Annotated in this window: 7 protein-coding genes and 1 CRISPR repeat array; of the genes, 2 read left to right on the top strand and 5 right to left on the bottom strand. The window is 46.5% G+C overall.

Annotated features, from left to right (window positions below; all coding sequences use genetic code 11):
- Nucleotides 1-97: 97 nt before the first annotated feature.
- The 3 genes from CYCME_RS10440 to CYCME_RS10450 all read right to left on the bottom strand — a co-directional run bounded on the left by CYCME_RS10440 (nt 98) and on the right by CYCME_RS10450 (nt 4,174).
- Nucleotides 98-1,780, bottom strand: a complete 1,683-nt coding sequence (locus CYCME_RS10440; RefSeq protein ID WP_020932991.1) for a monovalent cation:proton antiporter-2 (CPA2) family protein — start codon at nt 1,778-1,780, stop codon at nt 98-100.
- 12 nt (nt 1,781-1,792) lie between these two features.
- Nucleotides 1,793-2,080 carry a Na+/H+ antiporter NhaA gene (locus CYCME_RS13325; RefSeq protein WP_016389851.1) on the bottom strand — a complete coding sequence of 96 codons (288 nt, stop codon included), beginning with the start codon at nt 2,078-2,080 and terminating at the stop codon, nt 1,793-1,795.
- 342 nt (nt 2,081-2,422) lie between these two features.
- Nucleotides 2,423-4,174 (bottom strand): PHA/PHB synthase family protein, encoded by a 1,752-nt coding sequence (locus CYCME_RS10450; protein ID WP_020932992.1) that lies wholly within the window; start codon nt 4,172-4,174, stop codon nt 2,423-2,425.
- 423 nt (nt 4,175-4,597) lie between these two features.
- On the opposite strand from CYCME_RS10450, the gene CYCME_RS10455 reads away from it, so the two are divergent.
- Together CYCME_RS10455 and CYCME_RS10460 are read left to right on the top strand one after the other, a co-directional pair.
- The gene (locus CYCME_RS10455) at nt 4,598-5,593 is read left to right on the top strand and encodes an inorganic phosphate transporter (RefSeq protein ID WP_020932993.1); all 996 of its coding nucleotides are present in this window, start codon (nt 4,598-4,600) and stop codon (nt 5,591-5,593) included.
- A complete protein-coding gene (locus tag CYCME_RS10460) occupies nt 5,594-6,217 on the top strand; it encodes a DUF47 domain-containing protein (RefSeq protein ID WP_020932994.1) in 624 nt (207 codons plus the stop codon).
- A gap of 159 nt (nt 6,218-6,376) precedes the next feature.
- A CRISPR array of direct repeats spans nt 6,377-13,494; the repeat unit is 29 nt; unit sequence CGGTTCATCCCCACGCTTGTGGGGAACAC.
- A gap of 84 nt (nt 13,495-13,578) precedes the next feature.
- Here CYCME_RS10460 and cas2e read toward each other — a convergent pair.
- The gene (gene cas2e, locus CYCME_RS10465) at nt 13,579-13,881 is read right to left on the bottom strand and encodes a type I-E CRISPR-associated endoribonuclease Cas2e (RefSeq protein WP_020932995.1); all 303 of its coding nucleotides are present in this window, start codon (nt 13,879-13,881) and stop codon (nt 13,579-13,581) included.
- Nucleotides 13,882-13,884: 3 nt separating this feature from the next.
- A complete protein-coding gene (gene cas1e / locus CYCME_RS10470; protein ID WP_020932996.1) occupies nt 13,885-14,772 on the bottom strand; it encodes a type I-E CRISPR-associated endonuclease Cas1e in 888 nt (295 codons plus the stop codon).
- Between the last annotated feature and the right edge of the window lies 1 nt (nt 14,773).

A 14,773-nucleotide genomic window follows, 5' to 3' on the forward strand; every position in this document is an offset into this window, starting at 1 on the left:
ACCATAGAAGTACCGCTACTGAAAATAAAACTTTTTTATTCTCACAAAAGTTTTATTTTAGGTGATTGATAGCGCTGTTCAATCTAAACAAACCAAGCTAGTTTTTCTTCGCTAGTTTTATTTGCTCATAATAATGTTTAGCGTAGTTGGTCAGAATACTTTTCTTTTCTTTTTCCGCTACCTTTAAGGAAGTTAACCCCATCCCAGCCAATTCAATGCTCGCTTCTATGGTGTCTGATACAGCTGCTGAGGCCCCTACTTCTAATAACTGGGTACACTCTAATGAATTGCCACCCCTAACGTAAATCGCTAAATCTGGGTAAGTTTGCCGTAAAGACCCAACAATTAATTTTGATGTTTCCATATCATTAACCGTCACAATGACTATGCGCGAATCTCCGACACCAACTGAATCAAGCAATCCTTTATTACAAACATCTCCATAATAGACAGGAAGATTATTCGCTTGAGATTTTCGAACAATATTAGGGTCGATATCAATAGCAACAAAGGGCTTTCCCGCTAACTTTAGAATATCTCCTATCCGATGCCCAACACGACCAAAACCCGCTAGTATTATTGGCGATGATTTAGGCACTTCGGAAGGGTTTATTCCTATCAATTTCTTCTTCGTCACCACCTTTCTTGCACATTCGGCCAATATTGGCGTGACTAATAAACTAATTAAGATCACTAATAACAGTTGTTGATGAAGGGCCGGCGCTAAAATGCCTGAGTCTAGTGATAAGGAAAACAGCACCAATGCAAATTCACCACTTTGAGCCAAAACCAATGAAACCGCTAAGCTTTTCCCCTTACTTAAACCAAACATATAAGTTAATGGGAATAAAATCAGTATTTTAATACCAATCAATAACGCAACTAGCCCCATTGAAAGCAACGGCTGATCAATCAGCAAGCCAAGGTTTAATGACATCCCCATTGTCATAAAAAACAACCCCAATAGCAGCCCTCTAAACGGTTTAATTTCAGAAATAACCTGATGTTTATAGGAGGAATCAGACATCAGCATACCAACTATAAACGCGCCCATCGCCATTGATAAGCCAACCTTCTCGGCAATCAACGACACACCAAGAACAACTAATATAGCTGACGCCGTAAACACTTCTGGAATTTTTGTTAACGCAATCCGATGAAGAACAGGGTGTAAAAAATAACGTCCAAATAAAATCACCATCACCAGAGTAAATACAGATTCTGCCAGCGCTAAACCAATATCATCCCCCATACTTATTTCTGACGCGCCTAAAAGACTGACCAATGCCAGTAACGGCACAACGGCCAAATCCTGAAGAAGGAGAATCGAAAATGATGTTCTACCGTATGTTGATTTCAACAAACGTTGCTCACTTAAAAGTTGCAAAACAAAAGCTGTTGATGACAGCGCTAATGCCGGACCAATAATAGCTGCTGCTTGTAATGGAACTTCAAAAACATAGTAACTCACTGCAACAAGGACCAAGCCTGTTATCAGCACTTGGAGCGTACCTAAACCAAAAACCATTCGTTTCATCTGCCAGAGTCGCGACGGCTTAAGCTCAATCCCAATCACAAATAAAAGAAAGGCTATGCCTATTTCAGCAAAGTGACGGATTTCAGATAGATTATGAATGAGCCCTAGGCCGGATGGACCAACAGCTAAACCTGCAATCAAAAAGCCAGGAACAGCACCCAGTTTTAACGTTTGGCATATCGGCACCACCGCTACGGCAGCCACCAGTAGAATAATTAAATCTTCAAGATAACCCGATGACATATCTCTACCCTTCTAAGTAGACTGTTTTCTGCAACAATTAAGGATCCAGTAACCAAAAACTCCCGATGCAAAAGAACCCAACAAGATAGCTAGTTTATCAGTATATTGAAACAAGCTGGCATCGGTGGAGGTTAGAGAGACAATAAACAAGCTCATCATGAAACCTATACCAGTCAGAATAGAGACTCCATATAATTGCATCCAATTACTTCCACTAGATAGTGCCTCTAATTTTAACTTAATGGCTAACCAACTAAAACCAAAAAAAACTAATTGCTTACCTAAAAACAAACCCAGCATGATGCCAACAGTTACTGAGCCAGCCTTTGGTTTAGAGATATATCACCCGCATTAAAAAATGCAAATAAAGGTAAGATGAGAAAAACCACCCCACCAACCGCGCCAATAACCTCGAAACCACCTCTTTGGCAGTTATCGTATATAAAGCTACATTAACTTTACTAACATCGGCTTTTAATATTGTTTTAGCTTCACTTAAATGATGATATACACTTAGTATCCGCAAGTTCTCTGCTTCCAACACCTCCGTGTTAATAGCCAGCCCATCTACATAACAATCTTTGTTTGACCTTAAGTTCTCTTCAAGCCTAGTGAGTATTTTTATTTGATCTGATCAAACACTTAATGTTCTAAAACATAATGTCCTGGGGCATCTATCAAGCTTTTAGCCACGCTACCCTTTATACCCATTTTTGGTGGTGCGACCTTTTCCGCCTCATTTTTACTGACCAACCAGCGCTCCCATTCCAACCACCATGAACCTTCTTTAACACCTGTTGACTCCAACCATTTATCAGGTGAAAGGTACTTATCACTTCTTTTCTTTAATGAAACACGGTAATGACGGTTTGGGTGACCAGGCTGACTAATGATCCCTGCATTATGTCCACCACTAGTCAGTAAAAAGGTCACTTCTGTACGCGTTAAGTGTTTGATTTTGTAGACTGATTTCCATGGTGCCACATGGTCCTTCTCCGCTCCTACAACAAAGAGCGGACAATCAATATCCCCTAAAGAAACAGGTTTACCATGGACCTTGTAACGATGTTCTGAAAAATCATTATTCATGAAAAGCTGTTCAAGATACTCAGAGTGCATTTTGTAAGGCATTCTTGTTGCATCGCTATTCCAAGCCATTAAGTCATTCATTGGTGCGCGTTGCCCCAACAAATAATCATGTAATACCCTTGACCAGATTAAATCATTGGAGCGCAATAACTGGAATGCTCCCTTCATCTGTTTTGTATCTAGGTAACCTTGTTCCCACATCATATCCTCTAAGTAAGCAACCTGACTGTGGTCAATAAAAAGCATTAACTCTCCAGCCTCAGAGAAATCAGTCTGTGCAGCAAATAACGTAATTGAACCAATAATGCTGTTATCTTCTTTAGCCAATGCTGCGGCAACCAATGTTAATAAGGTCCCTCCTAAACAATAACCAACTGTATGAATTTTTTTATTCGGTATCACTGATGAAACTTGCTCTAATGCATGCCCTACACCCAAGTCTATATAATTTTCTAGTGTTAAATCACGATCTTCCTCTGTTGGGTTCTTCCAAGAAATCATAAAAACCGTATACCCATTATCGACCAAGAACTTAACCATTGAATTATGTTCAGATAAATCCATGATGTAGTACTTCATAATCCAAGCTGGCACAAAAAGAATCGGCTCCGCATAAACCTTGTCAGTCGTCGGGCTATATTGAATCAATTCAATCAAGTGATTGCTATACACAACCTTCCCTGGCGTTGTGGCTAGGTTTTCCCCTATTTTGAATGCTTCAATACCGACAGGGCCTTCACCCCTGCTACTTCGTCCCCAATCTTCCAAGAGGTTTTGCATTCCCCTTACTAAGTTTTGCCCCCCTTCTTGTTCGGTGACCTTTAATAAATCCGGGTTTGTCAGCAAAAAATTTGAGGGAGAGATCACATCCAGCAACTGGCGTGTCGTAAACGAAACAACATTCTCATGATGCTTAGAAACACCATTAACACCCGTTATCGCGTTGTGCCACCACTGCTGAGTCAATAAAAATGACTGAGCATAAAGTGAAAACGGTAATCTCTTCCATGCATCTGATTCAAAGCGCTTATCTTGTGGCAACGGCTCTATACAACGCTGGTTGTCCACATCATTTCCAAGGTGAGTCAAACACTTAACAACATAACTCAAAAAGCGGCTATTTTTTTTCATCGCTTTTTTAATCAGCTCGCCTTGTTTCCCAGGCGAATTAGCCAAATGTATAGCCCAATCGATATAAGCTAACATCATTGATGTTGGTGAAATCCCCGCCGTTATTTTTCCTTCAGCAGCGTGAATAATACGGTCTAACGTGTTAACACTTTTACTAGGGTCTCTATGTTCCATAATGACTCCTTGCCTTTATAATCAATTAAATATCCATTTCCACACTAATGTAAAGATAATATAACCATTTGATAATGGTATATTGAATAAATTCATCACTAGCCTTTAGCGTAACAATTAATTAATAGGAAAATGTCGTGTCGTTTTCAAAAACTTTCAGCAATGGAACACGTTATGTCTGAGAAACTAAATCGCGAGTAAGTCATTCAACAGTTTGATGCGCACAATGAGGGGCTTTCTACGACAATCATCAGTAATAGCAATAAAGAAACGCCAGTAATAACTTTTTTTCTCATCTTAGCTGCACTTGATTTTTTAAATAATATATCATGACGTAGGAGGTTCCCAGTTAAGTAGCGCCTTAATATTAACAGCCCTTTTTAAATGGATACATTAAATCTCTAAATCCTCCTTGTTATTTTAATGGTGGGGCTCTTTGACTTTACCAATGGCTTCCATGATGCCGCAGATATGGTCGCAACGGCTATTGCATCACACTTAATGAGCCCAGCTATGGCAATATCCATTGTCAGCATTTTTACCTTTATTGCGCCCTTTGTTGTTGGTTTAACTGTTGCCGACACCGTGGGAACTTTTATTAATATTCGAGGTACTTCTCAGCATACTGCTCAAAGTGTTGTTATTGGTGCTTTGTTGGCGGCTATCTGTTTTAACCTAGCCACTTGGTGGCTGGGTTATCCATCGTCATCCTCTAATTCTCTGGCTGGTGGGCTTGTTGATGCAGGGCTCTATGCTGTCGGCGCCGAAAAAATAAATTGGGGTATTGACGCACTGAGCGGTGGCCATTTAGACGGTTTAATGAAGGTCGTCGTTGGTTTATTTGCCTCCCCAATTATGGGCTTTGTGATTGTTTTTTTTGTTATGAAAGTAGTCATGAGGCTACTGAAGCGTTTAACCATTAAAGCAAACACTTGGCTAAAGTACTCACAATATCTCAGCATTGCTTGGCTCGGCTTCTCACATGGTGCAAATGACGCACAGAAAGGCATGGCTATTATCGGTATGATGTTGCTAGCCTCTGGAAATAATCAGCTATTCAACATCCCCATATGGGCTATTTTTTGGTGTGCATCTGCCATTACTTTAGGCACACTGTTTGGTGGCTGGAGAATAATAAAAACCTTGGGTTACAGGCTTTTCAGAGTCACCCCCGCACACTCGGTCGCCAACCAAATTGGCGCCGCACTTGTTAACACCCTAGCGACAAGCCTTGGTGCGCCCACGTCTACAACTCAAGTTGTAACAGCCACATTACTCGGTAACGGTGCGGCAAAAAAACCGCTACATGTTAAATGGCAAACTGCGCTGGGGATTCTTTCAGGCTGGTGGGTTAATATTCCCACCACGATTATATTAGGGTGGTTATTTTGTTTTCTTTTCAATTTACTTTGGAGCTAAATGATTAACTTTATACATAAATATATTCTTCCAAAAGAGGTTGATTTTAATGCCGTGATTTTGAAGCAAGCAAGCGTTACCAGAAAAATCGTTTCATATATCCAAAAAGCTTGTTCTAAAAATGACATTTCAACTTTAGACCTTATTACCGAAGAGGTAGCATTCGCACGCGAGCTAAAGACTCAAAACATGAAACAATTGCTTGATGTACTTATTACACCCTACGATAAGGAGTCCATTTTTAGAATCATCACCCAACTGGACTGGATAGCACTTAGTGTTAAGCACTTTCATCTAGAAATAGTTGAATACAAACTTCAATCACTTGAAGACTACCAAACTATTGCCGAAAAATTATTAGACATGTCTAACCTACTGGAAAATGGCATCGGCCAACTGCCGGCACAAAATCTAACTTTAATTAACAGTAATATTGATCAAATAGTTGAGCTATATGACCAGGTAATCTCTACGTGTGCAAAAGCAAGCGCCGAATTACTACAACACAATGATTTGGTTACAATCATTCGCGGTAAGGATGTTATTTTGCAACTTAAAGAGATTGCTAAGAGAATACATGTCGTAGCCAATACATTAGAAGACATGGCTATTAAGGTTGTTTAGTTCAATCCGAGGTAGGGCTTTCCGAAGATACCAAAATGGTGACGATGCACTAGTCGTACTTAACCAAACAAACCGATCCATTATAGAAAAACAACGACGTAGACATACTACACCCTTACTTCATTACAGGTAAATACATTATCTGTTCCTCTCACTGGGCGGTTCATCCCCACGCTTGTGGGGAACACGCCAACGTTAGCCACTACGCGAGAATAACGCGCGGTTCATCCCCACGCTTGTGGGGAACACGATATAGAGCAAGCATTAGAAATAACAGGTTTCGGTTCATCCCCACGCTTGTGGGGAACACGGATTCAAAAAAGATAAAGAACTAGCAAAATTCGGTTCATCCCCACGCTTGTGGGGAACACACCATCAGTTATTGAACCGTTTAAATACAGCCCGGTTCATCCCCACGCTTGTGGGGAACACCAAGCCCGGCCCTCTCAAAATAAGCTCTAAATCGGTTCATCCCCACGCTTGTGGGGAACACAAACGGGTCAAACAAAAACTCGGCAAACGAATCGGTTCATCCCCACGCTTGTGGGGAACACATTAACAAGCGTTCTTAATTCATTTCAAGATGCGGTTCATCCCCACGCTTGTGGGGAACACTCATATTGATGATATTGAAACTGGCAATAGACCGGTTCATCCCCACGCTTGTGGGGAACACTGCTTCACACCCCCTATTAAGCGTTTCGCGTACGGTTCATCCCCACGCTTGTGGGGAACACTAATTCACTTGCACGTACGTAAAAATCGGTAGCGGTTCATCCCCACGCTTGTGGGGAACACGCTAAGAAAGAAGATATACCAGACATTAAAGACGGTTCATCCCCACGCTTGTGGGGAACACCATAGTAGATCAAGCAAAGCAGAGAACAGATGCGGTTCATCCCCACGCTTGTGGGGAACACATTGACCAGCCCTGCACCCTCAGCCTCGAAAGCGGTTCATCCCCACGCTTGTGGGGAACACTATTTATCCAGCTTCTCGGCTAATTCACGATGCGGTTCATCCCCACGCTTGTGGGGAACACAATTGGCTAACAAAAGAAAATGCAAATACTGTCGGTTCATCCCCACGCTTGTGGGGAACACACGGGTTCGTCGCGCTCTATTCGTTTTGATATTCGGTTCATCCCCACGCTTGTGGGGAACACTTATTTTGCGATTGTCGCGTTCTTCACAGTTTCGGTTCATCCCCACGCTTGTGGGGAACACTGTTTAATTGTGTAGAAGTAATCAAAGGCGTGCGGTTCATCCCCACGCTTGTGGGGAACACTTACTTAGAAGATTGCGAAAGGCCATATAACGCGGTTCATCCCCACGCTTGTGGGGAACACAACATCACCAAGAAAGGGAACAGTATCGCCAACGGTTCATCCCCACGCTTGTGGGGAACACTGTTACGCCACCGTCTGTAGTCGTGCCACCTGCGGTTCATCCCCACGCTTGTGGGGAACACTGATCGACCACCCGCCTTGCTTGTTGCCATTGCGGTTCATCCCCACGCTTGTGGGGAACACGGAGGGTTAGAGCCACCAACGCACAGATTAGACGGTTCATCCCCACGCTTGTGGGGAACACTATTTCACGATCTCCGTAGTCATTTGATGATCCGGTTCATCCCCACGCTTGTGGGGAACACTGCCCAACCTGTGCTAATACCGTGTTTGATGGCCGGTTCATCCCCACGCTTGTGGGGAACACACGGCACACGAATTATCAATGTAATAGACCCTGCTGGTTCATCCCCACGCTTGTGGGGAACACGCCCTGACGACAATCCCATAGTGGGGGCCCCGCGGTTCATCCCCACGCTTGTGGGGAACACTACATTAGAGATTGTCATGCGCTTTAATACCGCGGTTCATCCCCACGCTTGTGGGGAACACATTATAGTCATCCAGTGTGCTAACCAGCTCACCGGTTCATCCCCACGCTTGTGGGGAACACGCTAACTTTTGTAAAACATCAGCTGATGTTTCCCGGTTCATCCCCACGCTTGTGGGGAACACTCGGTTAACGTAGCATCTAGCGGCGAGGAATCCGGTTCATCCCCACGCTTGTGGGGAACACTAGCGTGAGTGTAAGGATAGTTAGCTAACTCGCGGTTCATCCCCACGCTTGTGGGGAACACTTATTAATGATGACCTAAGCGCATTTAATGGCCGGTTCATCCCCACGCTTGTGGGGAACACATCAGGAATACCGATTTCACCACCAAACCAGCCGGTTCATCCCCACGCTTGTGGGGAACACGAAGCATCTGGCCCTGCATTGATTACACGAATCGGTTCATCCCCACGCTTGTGGGGAACACTTACTCTAGCCAGCGTGCCAATTGAATACGCGCGGTTCATCCCCACGCTTGTGGGGAACACCATTTAGAGATAACTCGCCAACACAGGACACGCGGTTCATCCCCACGCTTGTGGGGAACACACTGCATTAACAGGGTTTAAATTATCCGAAGCCGGTTCATCCCCACGCTTGTGGGGAACACTGAGGATTGGGTCTGCGTTAAACATCAATCGGCGGTTCATCCCCACGCTTGTGGGGAACACACCCAGTGACCAGTCTTTTATCTGTTTCTGCTCGGTTCATCCCCACGCTTGTGGGGAACACTGGAGGGGTGACTTACGGTAATTCAGACAGTCCCGGTTCATCCCCACGCTTGTGGGGAACACAATAAAACCATACCCGATGGCGAAAAAGAAGGCGGTTCATCCCCACGCTTGTGGGGAACACTAAATGCAACGCTGGGTTTAGATTATCAATAACGGTTCATCCCCACGCTTGTGGGGAACACTGTAACGAAATTCAACGCAGCGCCGATGCTTACGGTTCATCCCCACGCTTGTGGGGAACACACCGAAGCTCGCGCCTTGAGTTCTAAGCATATCGGTTCATCCCCACGCTTGTGGGGAACACACTAACGACGGGGACCCTGATACTGGTCGAGTCGGTTCATCCCCACGCTTGTGGGGAACACGGCGTTACATGCCAGCGCACAGGAATAACACGCGGTTCATCCCCACGCTTGTGGGGAACACTCACATACTGCAATCATACTTAATCTAGGCGACGGTTCATCCCCACGCTTGTGGGGAACACCCCTACACCAGTTGACAACATACAAGAAATTAACGGTTCATCCCCACGCTTGTGGGGAACACTATTCAATAGGCCCATGGTTTGCCGTTGGCTGCGGTTCATCCCCACGCTTGTGGGGAACACAACTCCTCCCGGTTGCCTGTGAAAGTTCCAGCCGGTTCATCCCCACGCTTGTGGGGAACACATCACAGCTAGCTCTTCTAATGACTCAGCGCCCGGTTCATCCCCACGCTTGTGGGGAACACTTGCTCTATGCAAACACGTCTAAATTCATCATCGGTTCATCCCCACGCTTGTGGGGAACACCCCACACCGGAAAGCGCCCCTAACTGCGCAGACGGTTCATCCCCACGCTTGTGGGGAACACGCCCTGTCATTACTGCTAGTTTGCTGATTAGCGCGGTTCATCCCCACGCTTGTGGGGAACACCCTAAATCAATTGCATTACCGCTCGCCTCGTTCGGTTCATCCCCACGCTTGTGGGGAACACCGTGTCATCACGCACATCAACTCCGCTAGAAACGGTTCATCCCCACGCTTGTGGGGAACACTCTCGCTCTCTAATGTATTTATGACACGCTGCCGGTTCATCCCCACGCTTGTGGGGAACACGTGTTCGATGAGGATTGGGTCGTTGGCGGTTTTCGGTTCATCCCCACGCTTGTGGGGAACACATGCGTTTATTAATGCCCTGGGCGATGGTGACCGGTTCATCCCCACGCTTGTGGGGAACACAATCACGACGAGCACACTAGCCAAGCATTAGCCGGTTCATCCCCACGCTTGTGGGGAACACATTGCTCGACGTACTTCTCTCGCTTGCTTACGCGGTTCATCCCCACGCTTGTGGGGAACACCTAACCAATAGCGCCAAACAATACGAGCTAACCGGTTCATCCCCACGCTTGTGGGGAACACTAAGTAGCCATCGGCGGCGCTATCTAGCGCATCGGTTCATCCCCACGCTTGTGGGGAACACGCCGCGCTGAAACAAGTTGAAACGTGGAACGGCCGGTTCATCCCCACGCTTGTGGGGAACACGTACTGGCACATTTATTGCCGATGCGCCCATGCGGTTCATCCCCACGCTTGTGGGGAACACTTTGGTGCTGGCTCGCCACATTTTGGACATGCCGGTTCATCCCCACGCTTGTGGGGAACACGGGGCCGAGTTAACCAAGTCATTATTAACGCCCGGTTCATCCCCACGCTTGTGGGGAACACCCTACTGCATACGCTGTGCTATTAAGTCTGCGCGGTTCATCCCCACGCTTGTGGGGAACACTACTACCATCAAACGTCATAGCCTTCAGTGAGCGGTTCATCCCCACGCTTGTGGGGAACACTTGAGTGCCGTACAGCATCATCTCTAGGTTGTCGGTTCATCCCCACGCTTGTGGGGAACACTGTTAATGCAGTGGTTAACGATAGTAATAATGCGGTTCATCCCCACGCTTGTGGGGAACACTTGGTTGATAACAGTTAAACGACGTCTCGGCTCGGTTCATCCCCACGCTTGTGGGGAACACTGCGGATGGTCTGTTGCTGTCGACCGTTCCTACGGTTCATCCCCACGCTTGTGGGGAACACAGACGTCACTAAAAAGCCCTGCTTCGGTAGGGCGGTTCATCCCCACGCTTGTGGGGAACACCGCTTTACCATCGCCAAACGACACAACAGACGCGGTTCATCCCCACGCTTGTGGGGAACACATGAAAGGCCGCTTCATCAATGGTTACATTGCCGGTTCATCCCCACGCTTGTGGGGAACACTAGATGAGACAGGTTTATATTCATCCATTGGACGGTTCATCCCCACGCTTGTGGGGAACACCGCTCCATTAAAAAACCCGCTGAATTAGCGGGCGGTTCATCCCCACGCTTGTGGGGAACACGGCTAACATGCGTACCATTGAGTCCCTAAAGCCGGTTCATCCCCACGCTTGTGGGGAACACGGCTGCAATACGGGCTGCAACCAGTTCTGATTCGGTTCATCCCCACGCTTGTGGGGAACACGATGTTAACTATCGTGGTGATACATTGCAGCGGCGGTTCATCCCCACGCTTGTGGGGAACACACGCAGTGCAAATCGCCGCATCGGGCATTCCGCGGTTCATCCCCACGCTTGTGGGGAACACTATTAGCGTAGCCGTCCAGTGTTGAGTGTAGGCGGTTCATCCCCACGCTTGTGGGGAACACCACTTGAAACGTGGGGTTGACAATGACCGAGCCGGTTCATCCCCACGCTTGTGGGGAACACTACCTGTGTTTTGTTTCGCCCCAATCCAAAGGCGGTTCATCCCCACGCTTGTGGGGAACACTGTGTCGCGCCGCTCAATTAGCAAATTGCTAACGGTTCATCCCCACGCTTGTGGGGAACACTCACTCTTGGCGCTGTGATTAAATACACCCGTCGGTTCATCCCCACGCTTGTGGGGAACACCTTGTACCCTACTATCTATGAATCATTATTATCGGTTCATCCCCACGCTTGTGGGGAACACAGCTCGCAACTATCCACAACAACCTCTGTTGACGGTTCATCCCCACGCTTGTGGGGAACACCATACACATATTCGTTTTAGTCCGCCAGTTTCCGGTTCATCCCCACGCTTGTGGGGAACACATATCAAGACCAATAGCAATACCGATAGCTGACGGTTCATCCCCACGCTTGTGGGGAACACTATGTATTAAGCAGCTAAGTATTACTAGCCCACGGTTCATCCCCACGCTTGTGGGGAACACCAGATACTAGCTGGACGATAGCGGACGCTCCACGGTTCATCCCCACGCTTGTGGGGAACACTTTGCCACGCGGTTGTGGCTCTATGCTGATTCCGGTTCATCCCCACGCTTGTGGGGAACACCCATGCCCCGTAAACATCAGCTCCGGTAAAACCGGTTCATCCCCACGCTTGTGGGGAACACCCTGTGCGCGTAACGGTTACTATGCTGGTGCGCGGTTCATCCCCACGCTTGTGGGGAACACTTTTGGAGTTACGATAGTAGTGATGAATTAACCGGTTCATCCCCACGCTTGTGGGGAACACATCAACCTGCTGTTTTTTTGCATCAGCAAGGCCGGTTCATCCCCACGCTTGTGGGGAACACCGTTAGACCTAATGTAGCGGTTGCTTTTAATACGGTTCATCCCCACGCTTGTGGGGAACACAATCATTAAACGATCAGCTACTAAAAGCAAGACGGTTCATCCCCACGCTTGTGGGGAACACACGTAAGCGAGAAAAACAACAATGACACAGCTCGGTTCATCCCCACGCTTGTGGGGAACACATTGGGATTCTGCTAGCAGCCTCGTTGAATATCGGTTCATCCCCACGCTTGTGGGGAACACCTGGCATTTAAAAAGCATCACGCATAAATGGTCGGTTCATCCCCACGCTTGTGGGGAACACCTGATGTCCTGTCGTGATGGTTGGTGAATTGTCGGTTCATCCCCACGCTTGTGGGGAACACACATCATGCGTTGGAGGTGGTAATGCTGCTTGCGGTTCATCCCCACGCTTGTGGGGAACACTTTCATTAAGACCGTCATGCCGAAAGCGTCACCGGTTCATCCCCACGCTTGTGGGGAACACTCATATTGATGATATTGAAACTGGCAATAGGCCGGTTCATCCCCACGCTTGTGGGGAACACTGTGTTATTTTTAGCATTTCCATAATATTAACCGGTTCATCCCCACGCTTGTGGGGAACACGGTGAACGTGACGCAAGTGCTAACTATGACGGCGGTTCATCCCCACGCTTGTGGGGAACACATCTCGACATACACTCTACCGGCCCAATTAGCCGGTTCATCCCCACGCTTGTGGGGAACACAAATGATAAATAAGACAATACTACAAAGTCTACTGGTTCATCCCCACGCTTGTGGGGAACACTTGTCCAGTCGTTAGGGACCCATTCACTATCCCGGTTCATCCCCACGCTTGTGGGGAACACGGCATAACAGCGCAATAAGCGAAGAAATAAAACGGTTCATCCCCACGCTTGTGGGGAACACCATTGCTGGCCGAATCTGAAAGCATTAAATCGCGGTTCATCCCCACGCTTGTGGGGAACACCCCCGCTTTCTTCTTATCCCACACCCAGCAATACGGTTCATCCCCACGCTTGTGGGGAACACTCTTATTATACATAATTGATTTACCAAGTAATTTTCAAACTGTTACTTGCTACCAAGCAATAAGGGTAAATTTATACTATTTTGTTAAAGATCACTTTCATCATCTATCGGTATGAACGAAACCATTCTTAAACCATCCAAATCGACAGGAATTCGTCTATTTTCACCTAATGTTTGAAAGTCAAAACCTGACTCTGTATTGGTTGCCCATGCCATGACAATATTCCCGTCTTCTTGTTGCTGCTGACATTGCTGCCAGATCATTTCTCTCACTCGCTGCGATAAGTCACCGACATAAACACCCGCTCGAATTTGTAACAGCCAAATCGCAAGTCGGCCTCTCAATCTAGGTGGTATTGCTTCTGTCACTACAACCGTCATGGCCATAATTTAATCACTTCGATGCCCCGCATCAGCAATACTTTCAGCTAATGGAATTGCTGGCGGCACAGATTCTTTAGGTGGTTTGGGCGGGGATATTTCACCTGCTGAAAGAACTTCTTCAATCAGCGGGATAATTTTTTTTAGTATTTTTTGCTCTCGAAACACATCACGACAAGCAAGCCTTACTTGCTTATCCGCTGCATAAGGATTTTTTGATGCTATTTGAAAGGCTAATGGAATAACGGAATCAAATTTGTAAATATCCGCTATATCATAGACAAATGACAGTGGTTTTCCGGTGTGTATAAACCCAACAGCAGGCGCGTAACCTGCAGCCAACACCGCTGCTTCAGTTATGCCATAAAGACATGATGTAGCTGCACTGATGCATTGATTAATCACATCCCCAGCCTCCCAATCTTTCGGGTCATAACGCCTACCATGCCAATGCACACCATATTGCTTAGCTAATATTTTATAAGTGCTGCGCACACGAGCCCCTTCAATACCACGCAGCTGATCTACACTTCTACGTTGTGGTGGTTCCTCTCCAAATCGTAACGCATACATTTTACGAACTACTTTCAATCTTAAACTATCGTCCAAGGCTAGTTTGGCTTGATATAATAGTCGATCAGACCTCGCGCCACCCGGTTGACCTGAGGCATATAAACGAACACCCGCCTCGCCAACCCATACCAAAAGAGTGCCAACTTGTGCAGCTAACCTAACTGCTGCATGAGAGACCCTTGTGCCTGGCTCAAGCATAATGCAGGCGATACTACCTACTGGAATATGGGTTCGAACGCCTGTTTTATCAATTAAAACAAACGCACCATCTTTCACATCCACCTGGCCGTATTGAAGAAATATCATTGATATGCGATCTTTCATA

The sequence above is a fragment of the Cycloclasticus zancles 78-ME genome, from assembly GCF_000442595.1.
Taxonomy (GTDB): domain Bacteria; phylum Pseudomonadota; class Gammaproteobacteria; order Methylococcales; family Cycloclasticaceae; genus Cycloclasticus; species Cycloclasticus pugetii.

Bases quoted from the DNA above. Each gene is read 5' to 3' on its own strand.
- cas2e (WP_020932995.1), bottom strand. From the start codon at position 13,881: ATGGCCATGACGGTTGTAGTGACAGAAGCAATACCACCTAGATTGAGA.
- cas1e (WP_020932996.1), bottom strand. From the start codon at position 14,772: ATGAAAGATCGCATATCAATGATATTTCTTCAATACGGCCAGGTGGAT.
- CYCME_RS10455 (WP_020932993.1), top strand. From the start codon at position 4,598: ATGGTGGGGCTCTTTGACTTTACCAATGGCTTCCATGATGCCGCAGAT.
- CYCME_RS13325 (WP_016389851.1), bottom strand. From the start codon at position 2,080: ATGCTGGGTTTGTTTTTAGGTAAGCAATTAGTTTTTTTTGGTTTTAGT.
- CYCME_RS10440 (WP_020932991.1), bottom strand. From the start codon at position 1,780: ATGTCATCGGGTTATCTTGAAGATTTAATTATTCTACTGGTGGCTGCC.
- CYCME_RS10460 (WP_020932994.1), top strand. From the start codon at position 5,594: ATGATTAACTTTATACATAAATATATTCTTCCAAAAGAGGTTGATTTT.
- CYCME_RS10450 (WP_020932992.1), bottom strand. From the start codon at position 4,174: ATGGAACATAGAGACCCTAGTAAAAGTGTTAACACGTTAGACCGTATT.